At 44.4% G+C, this 11405-nt stretch carries 11 protein-coding genes; 1 reads left to right on the forward strand and 10 read right to left on the reverse strand.

Features of this window, described 5'->3' with window-relative positions:
• Window positions 1-118: 118 nt before the first annotated feature.
• Entirely contained in the window at window positions 119-1213 is a 1095-nt protein-coding gene (locus tag ABXS78_RS11970; protein WP_366247411.1) for a bifunctional 3-deoxy-7-phosphoheptulonate synthase/chorismate mutase, read from the reverse strand.
• 168 nt (window positions 1214-1381) lie between these two features.
• Between ABXS78_RS11970 and ABXS78_RS11975 the strand changes: the two genes are divergently transcribed.
• Window positions 1382-3505, forward strand: a complete 2124-nt coding sequence (locus ABXS78_RS11975; RefSeq protein ID WP_366247412.1) for a cell division protein FtsA — start codon at window positions 1382-1384, stop codon at window positions 3503-3505.
• A 29-nt stretch (window positions 3506-3534) separates the two neighbouring features.
• On the opposite strand, the gene ABXS78_RS11980 is transcribed toward ABXS78_RS11975, so the two are convergent.
• The 9 genes from ABXS78_RS11980 to ABXS78_RS12020 form a co-directional block, all read right to left on the reverse strand.
• Window positions 3535-3669 (reverse strand): hypothetical protein, encoded by a 135-nt coding sequence (locus ABXS78_RS11980; protein WP_366247413.1) that lies wholly within the window; start codon window positions 3667-3669, stop codon window positions 3535-3537.
• A gap of 11 nt (window positions 3670-3680) precedes the next feature.
• Window positions 3681-4016 (reverse strand): bacillithiol system redox-active protein YtxJ, encoded by a 336-nt coding sequence (gene ytxJ, locus ABXS78_RS11985; RefSeq protein WP_366247414.1) that lies wholly within the window; start codon window positions 4014-4016, stop codon window positions 3681-3683.
• 61 nt (window positions 4017-4077) lie between these two features.
• Entirely contained in the window at window positions 4078-4512 is a 435-nt protein-coding gene (locus tag ABXS78_RS11990; protein ID WP_095224573.1) for a YtxH domain-containing protein, read from the reverse strand.
• 30 nt (window positions 4513-4542) lie between these two features.
• Window positions 4543-5025 (reverse strand): DUF948 domain-containing protein, encoded by a 483-nt coding sequence (locus ABXS78_RS11995; protein ID WP_084160718.1) that lies wholly within the window; start codon window positions 5023-5025, stop codon window positions 4543-4545.
• A gap of 163 nt (window positions 5026-5188) precedes the next feature.
• Entirely contained in the window at window positions 5189-6493 is a 1305-nt protein-coding gene (murC, locus tag ABXS78_RS12000; protein ID WP_366247415.1) for a UDP-N-acetylmuramate--L-alanine ligase, read from the reverse strand.
• Window positions 6494-6736: 243 nt separating this feature from the next.
• Entirely contained in the window at window positions 6737-9448 is a 2712-nt protein-coding gene (locus tag ABXS78_RS12005; RefSeq protein WP_366247416.1) for a DNA translocase FtsK, read from the reverse strand.
• Between the two features lie 178 nt (window positions 9449-9626).
• On the reverse strand, window positions 9627-10226 hold the full coding sequence (gene ytpR, locus ABXS78_RS12010; RefSeq protein ID WP_366247417.1) for a YtpR family tRNA-binding protein: 600 nt from the start codon (window positions 10224-10226) through the stop codon (window positions 9627-9629).
• 1 nt (window position 10227) lies between these two features.
• A complete protein-coding gene (locus ABXS78_RS12015; protein ID WP_366247418.1) occupies window positions 10228-11049 on the reverse strand; it encodes a DUF1444 domain-containing protein in 822 nt (273 codons plus the stop codon).
• Window positions 11050-11067: 18 nt separating this feature from the next.
• Window positions 11068-11385 (reverse strand): thioredoxin family protein, encoded by a 318-nt coding sequence (locus tag ABXS78_RS12020; RefSeq protein WP_366247419.1) that lies wholly within the window; start codon window positions 11383-11385, stop codon window positions 11068-11070.
• Window positions 11386-11405: the final 20 nt, after the last annotated feature.

Below are 11405 nucleotides of genomic sequence, written 5' to 3' on the forward strand. Positions count from 1 at the left end.
ATAACAATTTGTATGTTTATTCACATATTCTTTACCCATTATACCAGAGTTTAGAGCATTTCAGTAGAAAGAGATTCAAAAAACCCTTGATACTATAGGATTGCTACGATACCAGCTGTCAATTTCCGGAAGGGACACGACTGGCATAACTGCTATGGGCAATAAGATCACGATAAAATGCATCAAAGCGCGGTAAATCCATTTGCTGGGCTGCATCAGAAAGGGCAACCGCCGGATCTGGATGAACCTCTGCCATGATACCGTCAGCTCCGATTGCTAGAGCTGCTTTTGCTGCCGGAAGCAGCAAATCGCGCCGGCCAGTGGAATGCGTGACGTCAACCATTACCGGAAGATGCGTTTCTTGTTTCAGAATCGGTACAGCAGTAATGTCCAACGTGTTCCTTGTTGCAGTCTCATACGTACGGATACCTCGTTCACAAAGGATAATGTCATTATTTCCGCGGGAGCTGATATATTCTGCTGCATGTATGAACTCAGAAATGGTAGAACTCATGCCGCGCTTTAAGAGAATCGGTTTCTTTATGTCCCCAGCTGCTTTCAGGAGCTCGAAGTTCTGCATATTTCGGGCACCAATCTGGATGACATCCAAATACTCGGCTGCTTTTTCGATATCCTCGGGTGCTACAATCTCACTGATGACAGCCAAATCATACGTATCGGCAATCTTTTTCAATATCCGAAGTCCTTCTTCACCCAATCCTTGAAAATCATAAGGTGAAGTACGCGGCTTGAAAGCCCCGCCACGCAGGAGCTTCAGGCCCTTCTCCTGCAACGATTCGGCAACTTTGGCTGTTTGCTGATAGCTCTCCACAGAACATGGTCCGAAAACGAACTGCGGCTCTCCATCTCCGATTTTCGTGCCTTTAATGGTAATAACGGTGTTTTCTGGTTTGCGGCGCCGTGATACAAGCAGTGCCTTATGCATCTCATCTTCCTGCAGCTCAAGGCTTGCTTTGAAAATTTCCTTGAACAAATGCTGAAGTGTAGCATCCTGGAATGGCCCTTTATTGTTATCGGATATGACATTCAGCATATCTCTTTCCCGCACCGGATCAAAGCGCTTCGTGCCTTGTTTTTTCTTCACTTCGCCAATTTCCTGGACTAGTTTGCCTCGTTCGTTTATCAAAGCAAGCAGCTCAAGGTTCACTTCATCCAATTTCTGTCGCAATACCGTTAATTCATCCATATTCATCGCTCTCTCCCACTCTCTATCTAGTATATCCAGCTCAGGTAATTAGCAATCATTATAGCTAAAAGTTTACGCGCTGTCATCCACAAATAGTGTAGAATAATATGTAGGAGTTTCATCAGGCTTCGCGTTCAGTGAAGCTAAGAGTTCAATGCAGAAAGGAATATCGTTTTGAAGGAAAGAATTTTCGCTTTGGATATTGGAACTAGATCCGTTGTCGGCATGCTTCTAGAAGAAGATGCTGGTGTTTATACATTGATAGATTACGAGATGGTTGAACATGATGAGCGTTCCATGCTTGATGGCCAGATCCATGATGTAGTAGCCGTCGCACAAGTTATCTCGGAAGTGAAACATAAACTTGAGGAAAAACACGGGCAGCTGCATAAAGTATGTGTCGCAGCTGCAGGTCGTTCGCTGCAGACAAAACGTACCAAGATACAGCATTCGATAGCGGAACGAGGAGTTTTGGATAAAGAGCAAGTGCAGCATCTGGAGCTAAGTGCTGTACAGCAGGCACAGTATGAAATCGCCCAGTCAAAAGATAAAAGTACCGATTATTATTGTGTCGGTTACTCTGTTCTGCATTATCAGCTCGATGAGCAGGAAATTGGATCGCTGATAGATCAGCAAGGTAATGAAGCAAGTGTAGAGATTATTGCCACCTTCCTGCCGAAGGTCGTTGTGGAATCTTTGATATCAGCTTTGAAACGCAGTGATTTGGAGATGGATGCTCTTACATTGGAGCCAATTGCTGCAATCAGCGTCTTAATCCCACCATCTATGCGTCGTTTGAATGTGGCATTAGTTGATATCGGCGCTGGTACGAGCGACATTGCCATTACGAATGAAGGAACAATTACTGCTTATGGTATGGTTCCAAAAGCAGGTGATGAAATTACAGAAGCAATAAGTGATCATTATTTGCTTGATTTCCATGTAGCCGAAGCTGCAAAACGTGATTGGGCTGAAAAAGGTACTATCACAACAATGGATATACTCGGCTTCGAACAGCAGCTGGAAGCAGAACAAGTTAAACAGGACGTAGGGCATGCGGTGGATCAGCTTGCAGAAGCAATTGCAGGATCGATCATTCAGTTGAATGCAGTCGCACCAAAAGCCGTCATGCTCGTCGGTGGCGGAAGCCAGACACCGGGACTGGCTGCACACCTGGCAAGACAGCTTGAATTACCAGAGAATAGAGTCGCTATTCGAGGAACAGAAGCAATACAGCAGCTTGCGAAAACAGATAATGTACCATCAGGTCCTGCGTTCATTACTCCGATTGGCATTGCCTTAGCTGCAAAACAAAATCCTGTCCATTACGTAAGCATACAGGTTAACGGACGCGTCACACGTCTATTTGACATGAAAAAACTGACAATAGGTGATGCATTGCTGGCAGCCGGGATTCAGGTAGCGCGTCTTTATGGGAAACCTGGGGCTGCCTGTATGATCACTTTCCAAGGAAAGCCGCTAACCCTTCCTGGCACACTAGGACAAGCGCCAGTTATAAGGCTCAACCAACAGCCTGCTAATCTTGATTCACCGATCCAGGATGGAGACAAGCTGGATGTAGAAGCTGGAGTAGATGGCTCGCCGCCGCAAGTGACTGTAAGTGATATTACGGGAGATTTAGACCCGATTACAGTCTTTTATAATGGAAAAGCTTATCAGGTGAAACAGCAGCTGCTTGTAAATGGACAGCCCGTCCATCCTGCGCATCAGCTCAAAGACAGGGATGAAGTAAACTTACAGCGAACAACAACTGTAGAACGCTTCTTGCATGAACAGCAGCTTCCTTTGCCAGCTTTGCCTGATGACATGGAATATAACGTCTACATAAATGATAAGCTTGTATCCATTGACTCGTTCAGTCAGGTGTTTACCATTAATGAAATTCCAGCCCGATTACGTGATCAGGTGAAAGATGGAGATAGCATCCGCATCCGTGAACGCAGCTTGCCTACTGCCTCTGAGCTGCTTTCTCATCTGCAAACGGAAAACCAAGCGACCTTGACAGTTGAATTCAACGGAAAAACACTTAAGCTTACACCTCCAGCTGCACAGCTATATATTGGAGATAAGCCGGTGGAACAGGAAGAGCGGATTCCAAGTGGTACCCGACTTCAAATGCGTGTAGCTACAGATCAATTCATCATCCAGGACATTTTTCGCTTTGTTGATATAGATTTGACAAAGATCAGCGGAAACTTCCAATTATTAAAAAATGGAGACAAAGCTTCCTTCCATGATGCTTTGTCTCCACACGATAAAATCGAGCTGACTACTTAAAAAAGCTGTACGCATTAGCGTACAGCTTTTTAGTGATTTTTACTATAGCGTTTATAGTGAATATCGTGGACAAGACGGATCTGATATGGACGCTTGAAAAAGATACCATATTCGCCCACTCGGAGAACTTCTTCATTTTTACCCGATTTGTGTTCATGTTTCATGTATAACCCACCTACTGATTGAATCTTTTTTCCTGTTCCCGTAAAACGGTCTCTGTAATGTCATGGTGTGATGTATGCCAGATCACTTGATTATTTGCAAAAAGCAATGCCTGCGGAGATTCGTGTCTCACCTCATAGCGGTCTGCAATCGTATTGGATAGATCCCGTGCTTCTTGGACATATAACGTGTACATCGGTATCTGTGTATCTAGACTGTATCGGTCATATTCCTGCTTCGCCCTTGCACTGATCGGGCAAGTCAGACTATGCTTGAGCACGTAAAATGATGCATCCCTGTTCAGGACATCTTGAAATTCCTCTTGGCTTTGAATGACTTTTGCTTCCATTTGTCAAAACTCCCTTCGAAAATAAACAGACTCCTAAGCGAGATGCTTAGGAGTCTTATAATTAAAGATCCTTATTACGTTCAATCGTGGATTTTTGCTGTTCCATTTCCAATTCCCTTGCAGCTTCCTCGATTGCGCGTGCTACTTCTTCCGCTGCATCTTCTGCTTCCTTATCGTTTGAAGCTGTGTCATCTGCTTGGTCTTTGGATGTTAGGTTTTTGACTTTGTCCTGTACAGTCTGAGAGGATTCTTTCACCTTATCAGCTACTACACGGGATTTCTCAGTGACAACATCTTTCCATTGTGCACCTTTTTCACTGTACTGTGTTTTCATTTCGCCCGCGCGCCCTTTCAGGGAGCTAGCTTGTTCCGTAATATCACTGCGTAGTTCTTTACCGGATTTAGGTGCAAGAACTAGAGCTGTCACAGCTCCTACTACGCTGCCGATGATCGAACCAATCAGAAAATCTCTTCCGTTCGTCTTTTTCGTTGACATACTGCATTGCCTCCTATCGCGTCGCTTGGTTTAATGGGATGTTTCTTTTACTGGTAGCGGCTGCTCTGTTGGCTGCACTGCAGGTACAGAGGCGACCTCATTGGCTTCATTCTGCTTCTTTTTCTTCCATAAGTCAAGTATAACTGAGCCCCATTTTAGTACTTGGCCAGTTTGTTCTGTATGCTGTTCTGCTGATAGAGCCACTTTGTTGGACACATTGCGAATAGAATTGTTGAGGCTGTGTACTGTATCACCGATGCCTTCAATTCCGTCAACAAGAGTGTTAAGCTTCTGCGCTTTCTCTCCGATGTCTTCTGCAAGGTGATTTGTCTTGCTGAGCAGTTCTGCTGTTTCGCTCGTAATACCCTGCATTTGCTTTTCGACACCTTCCAATGTGCTTGCTACATCATTTAGTGTGCGTGAAGCAGCTTTCAATGTTTTTGCGAGGTAGATTACTAAGACTGCGAATGCGATTGCTGCAATCAATGCAGCGATGTACCCTAGAATTTCCATAATGATTAGTCAGCTCCTTCTTGGTATGTAGTATGAGTAGTTGAAGCACATCTCATGCTTTATACTCCTTCGTCTAACTACGTTATTCCCCAGGTGTACGTCGTTAAACATAAAAGTATAAATAAAAAAAGGGAGTATTACTCCCTTTTTTAAGTGTAATGGATTATTGGACAGCTTGCAACGACTCTTCATAGCGAGCCTGGAATTTCTGTATGTCACCGGCTCCCATGAATAGAAGGACACTGTCTTCATACTGCTTAAGTACGTTTACATCTTCAAGCTGCAGCACCTCACAGCCTGGTATAAGCTCCTGGAGATCCTGGATAGACAAATTTCCTTTTGCTTCCCGTGCAGAGCCAAAAATATCACAAAGATAAACGACATCTGCATTTTTCAGACTATCTGCAAACTCTTGCAGGAAAGTCTTTGTCCTTGAGAAGGTATGAGGCTGGAATACCGCAACAATCTGCTTATCTGGGTATTTCTTTTGAGCAGATTCGATTGTTACTTCGATCTCCTTCGGATGATGAGCATAGTCATCCACCAATACTTGGCTGCCGGCTTTCTTTTCAGAGAACCGTCGTTTCACACCTGTGAAACCATACATTTCCTTGATTTGATCAGGTGTCATACCTTCTTGATGACATACTGCTGTCACTGCCAGTGCATTAAGAACTTGGTGGTTCCCGTATCCTGGAATGGTAAACGTATGGTAGAAGCTGCCTTCTATATATACGTCGAATGTCGTGCCATTCGGCTCTTCATGTACATTCTTGGCCTGGTACGTATTAGAAGCATCAAATCCATAATAATGAACTGGTACATTTGCTTGAAGGTCACGCAAATATGGATCATCACCGCAAGCAATGATACCGTACTTCACTTGATCAGCTAATTGCTGAAAAGCCTGAAAAACGTCCTCGATATTCTGGAAATAATCAGGATGATCGAAATCGATATTCAGCATGACCGCATAATCCGGCTTGTAAGCCAGGAAGTGGCGGCGATATTCACATGCCTCAAAAACAAAGTAGTCACTCTTCGGCTGTCCGCTTCCAGTTCCATCTCCGATCAAATAGGAAATCGGGTGAGACTGTTTCAGTGTATACGCCAAGAGACCTGTAGTAGATGTTTTACCATGTGCTCCGGTAACTGCTATACTGCGGAATTTATCAGCATATGCACCTAGGAAGTCATGATAGCGGTAGATCGGGAGACCAAGTCGTTTGGCTTCCACGATTTCCTCGTGTTCATCAGAGAACGCGTTCCCTGCAATAATTGTCAGATTAGGTTTGATATTATCTTTAGTAAATGGCAAGATTGTAATGTTTTTATCTTTCAGAGCCTGATCCGTGAAGAAAACTTTCTCCACATCGGAGCCTTGGACTTTCTCACCTGCATCATGCAGGATCTGCGCCAATGCACTCATACCAGATCCTTTAATACCAACGAAATGGTAAGTTGTCATAATAGGAACCTCCACATAGTAATATATCGCTTTTGTATGGTGTCAGTATAAGTATGTAAAGCGTTGTGTGTCACATATACATGAAAAAAAGCATACTAGCAACAGTATAGCATTTTGTCGGTATTTTATAAATGCAGAATCTCTTCTGTTACGCTTTTTACAGTATATACATAGCACCCTTTATTGGTGTCTCGGATAACAATACAGCCTGGACGGTCCATAGGACAACATCCAGGCTGTCATTCATTCCGCTTGAAGCTGAGCCAGCGAGACGAGTACGTCACGCGGCTTGCTCCCTTTCTGTTCGGAGATGACACCTCTCATCTCCATATGATCAATCAATCTGGCAGCACGATTGTAACCGATCTTGAAACGGCGCTGCAGCAAGCTTGCACTCGCACTATTGTGCTCGATAACAAACTCGACTGCATCCCGATACAACTCGTCTTCGTCCTCCTCGGACTCTCGTCGCTCAAGCAGATCCTCATGCTGGAAAAGATACTCAGGCGGTGCTGTCTGTTTCACATACTGCACAACCCGTTCGATCTCTTCATCAGACACAAAAGCACCTTGGATACGCTGAGCTTGCCGTGCTCCATTTTCAATGAAGAGCATATCACCTTTACCAAGCAATTTCTCTGCACCATTATTGTCGATGATTGTCCGGGAATCGATTGCAGAAGAAACACTGAAAGCAATTCGTGTCGGGATATTTGCTTTGATCAAGCCTGTAATAACATCCACGGACGGACGCTGTGTCGCCAGCAGCAGATGGATTCCGGCTGCCCGCGCTTTTTGGGCAATCCGGCAGATGGAATCTTCAACATCCTGAGGAGCTACCATCATCAGATCAGCCAGTTCGTCGATGACGATGACCAAATATGGCATCTTATCAGCGTAACGTCCTTGCTTATCGAGTTTCTCATTGTAACGACCGATATCGCGGACTCCTTCGCCGACGAACTTCATGTAGCGTTCTTCCATTTCATTTACCGCCCATTTCAAGGCTGCAGTAGCTGCTTTAGTGTCGGTAATAACTGGTGAGACTAGATGAGGCAGGTCGTTGTAAGGAGCAAGCTCCACCATCTTCGGATCGATCAGCAGGAATTTCACCTGCTTATGATTCGCCTTATACAATAGACTTAGCAGAATAGTATTGATACATACACTTTTTCCGGAACCTGTTGCTCCAGCTATTAGACCGTGCGGCATCTTCTGCAGGTTCGTCACAATCGGATTGCCGGAAATATTCAAGCCTAAGCCGACTGAAAGCGGCGAGCTGTTTCCCTGAAAATCTTCGGTCTCCAGTATTTCCTGTAAGCCGACTTGCTTCGATACGGCATTCGGCACTTCAATTCCGATGGCATTCTTCCCTGGAATCGGTGCTTCCATCCGGATGTCCTTGGCTGCCATGTTCAGCTTGATATCATCTGTCAGGCTCTTGATTTTACTAACCTTGACTCCAAGATCAGGCTGAACCTCAAAACGTGTGACTGACGGGCCTTGCATTGCATTGACCACGTGAGCATTTACGTTGAAGTGTTCCAAAGTAGTCTCTAAAAGCTGACTTTGCTGGTCGACCCAAGCATCATTTTCGATCGTCTGTTCGACAGGATCATTCAGAAGATGCATCGGAGGTTTGGCAAAGCTCGGTTCTGTCTGCTGCGGGATATCCTGTACAACAGGCTCCGTTTTCTCCGGCTCCTTGCGAGTGGGCACCTGCTGATGATTTCGTTTATCTCTTGGCGTCATGAACACGTTGAAAGGCACTGATTTCCTCACTGTACTGCCAGTTTCGCGAATTTGGGAATTTGTTGTTTCCGTGCTCTCTTCCGCTTGCAGGACTTCTTTTTCATCTGTTTGTTTTGATGATTTTACTGTTTCAACATCAAAAGAATCAGGCTGCGCAATAGACTCGCTGATCATTTCAGAACCATGGCTAGACGTATTACTTTCTGCTGCACTAGATGCTACTTCGTCCGGAACAGCTTCTTCTGCTGTCGGATCATTCGCATTGCGCATAGCTGTGCTATCCTCTGCTAAGTCCGGTACACGAGTCTCTTCTATCCTATTAATCGATTGATCCGGATCAAACTTTTCTGTTAAGTCATCTTCTGCTTCAATCGAAGCAGTTTCCTCTATAACGGTCGATGGGTCCAAACCAGTCTCTTCTATGCTAGCTGACTCATCAAGCTGAATAGGTTCAGCTTGATGATTTTCCGTTGTTTCAGGAACAGATATCTCCTCGATCATCTCTCCCTCTGCAACGCTCGTATCTTTATTTTCTAAAAATGATTCCTTACTTAATTCTGCTGCCGCAATGTCCGTTTTTTCTTTACGTTCTATTACAGGCTCTTCAAGCGTGATTTCTTCGACTGGATCCTGTTCAACGTGAATATCGAACTTTTTTTCTTCCTGTACTTCAGGATTAACCGTATTAGCAGATGCTGCGATTCTTTTCCAATCTGCTCGGTCTTGAATAGAAGCCAATGTTACAATATCAGCGACCTCTTCTTTCCGCTTGCGGAAACCGTATACAGGGGATGGAACTTCTGTCGGCTGGAAGGGTTTCTTTTCTTCCTTTGGTACCGGATTCTTTATTTCTGGCTTGCGCTGCCAGTTTACACTGGAAGGCCGTTCTTGCATTTTCGGTTTTTCAGGCTGACGAGGCAGCCGCTTTTCTGGTATCTTTGTATCTGGTTGGGCTCGACGTACTGGCCGCACGTTTGAGGCTGGCGGTTTTGCACTTCCAGACTCGTCCGGTATCATTGGAAACCGGAAAGCGCGTTCCTTTGGGTATGTATAAGCCATTTTTGCTTGTGGCTGCTGATTTGTCTGATACTGTTTCTGTACTTTCTGTTCAGAAGCGTTCCGTGATTTCAGCTCTGGTTCTTCTTCCACTACTACTTCGGTCATAAAAAAGTTGCTTAGAGCTTGCTTAAGACGCTCCCACATAGTAAATCTTCCTTTTTCAGTATAATATCTTCATTTTAGCAGGTTTTCACAAACCGTGAATAGCTTTACCCTAAAAACATTCCATCAAAACTTAAAAAATATGGCGGTTACTCGCCATTTCCGTTCCATTTTCCTAAAAAAACACCGGATACGTTTGTATCCGGTGTTCATTTCCCTATTAAAAGTCAAATACCTGGCCAACTTTATAGGAATCATCCAGCACATAAATCCCTTTTTCTTCCGGTGCATTCGGCAGACCTAGCTCTTTTTGAGAGCAGATCATTCCAAAACTATCTTCACCGCGTAAATTGCCGGCTTTGATTTCCAAACCGCTTGGCATGATTGCGCCCACTTTCGCGACGACCACTTTTTGGCCTGCATCTACATTTGGTGCACCACAAACGATTTGTACTGTTTCATCACCAAGGTCGACTTGGCAGACACTTAATTTATCAGCGTTGCTATGCTTTACTTTTTCCTTAACAAAGCCGACAACGAATTTAGGTGTAAGATCTACCTCAAACGTATCTTCCAAGTTGTTCTGACGGAAAATATCACGAATCTTGCCCGCGAAATCCTCATCCATTTGCACCTTGCCAGCTGTTGTGATTTTCAAGTATTCGGAAGCGCGGAAGATATTATAACCGACTAGCTCATCCTTATCTGTAATACGGACAACATCTCCGAATCTCTCTTCTTTAATGGAATGACGGTCTCCTTGCTTAATGGCGAGCAGCAATACGTCACCGATCCCTTGCTTGTTATAGAATGCTTGCATCTTACTTTTCCTCTCCCTTGGCAGACTCCGGTCTATTGCGAGCCATAATGAAAACTGGCTCTAATTTCTTTTCTTCATAAATGAATGGTAAAGATGTAATTGGTACGCGGCCTTCTGCGAAATATTTCATGGTTACCTGTGCTAATATATCATAACCAGTCTTATTTTCAATATCCGCCAATATCAGCACATCCTGGTGAGGAACAGCAACAAGGACATCTCCCTTTGCATTGGCACGGAATCCTTCCAGCAGAGACTCGTTCAGTATGCGGCTGGCATCGTAGCCATCCTGCGTCGCAATAAAGTAAAAGGAATTCCCTGCAACCCTGTCTTCCTTTAATTCTGTGGAAAGACTTCTAGCGTTAAATGCAGCAATTTCCCGAAGACGTTCGATGGTCCAGCCTTGCTCTTCCATCATTTGTTCGTCAATGAGGCGGTACGATTTACCAAGGTCAAGTGCGTAATAGATTCTCGTTTCAGCCGTATGCTCCGAATATACCATCTTCAGTCCGGCTTTCGTTTTCGAAGGGAAAGAAGTGGCTCGTATCACTGGAAAGACATGCTGTTCATTTCCTTCCAAATGCTGCTCTTCATGCATGACACGCAAAGCTTCTTTTACATGCTGTTCGAGTTCATCCAGCGCTTTTTCGCCTCGTGTCTCATATTTTGCAATAATATTCGGAAGCGCCAGCGTCACGCCTTCGTTCGTATCCTGCCATTCTACTCGGAACTTACTTTTATCCCGGTCATACGAAGTGCGCCAGGAAGGATCCTGCAAACGCTCCTCCAGTTTTTTCTTCATTTTCAAAGCCGTCATTTTCATAAGCTATGCTCCTTGCAATTATTGCGGTAAGGATTCGATGAAAGACTCGATTTCCTCTTTAGACTTACGATCCTTCGATACGAATCGTCCGATTTCTTCGTCCTGGTTGAAGGCAACAAAACTCGGAATACCGAATACGTCATATTGCTGACAAACATCGATGAATTGGTCACGGTCTACATGAATGAATTCGAATTCGCTGTATTTTGCTTCAATTTCCGGCAGTTCCGGCTCGATGATTCGGCAGTCCGGACACCAGTCAGCAGAAAACATCAAGATTGTTTTGCCGTTTTGAAGTACTTCTTTTAGTTGTGCTTCTGATTCTAGATTTTTCATTTTTAAATGCCCCCATTAAT

Source organism: Terribacillus aidingensis (assembly GCF_040703035.1).
Taxonomy (GTDB): Bacteria; Bacillota; Bacilli; order Bacillales; family Amphibacillaceae; genus Terribacillus.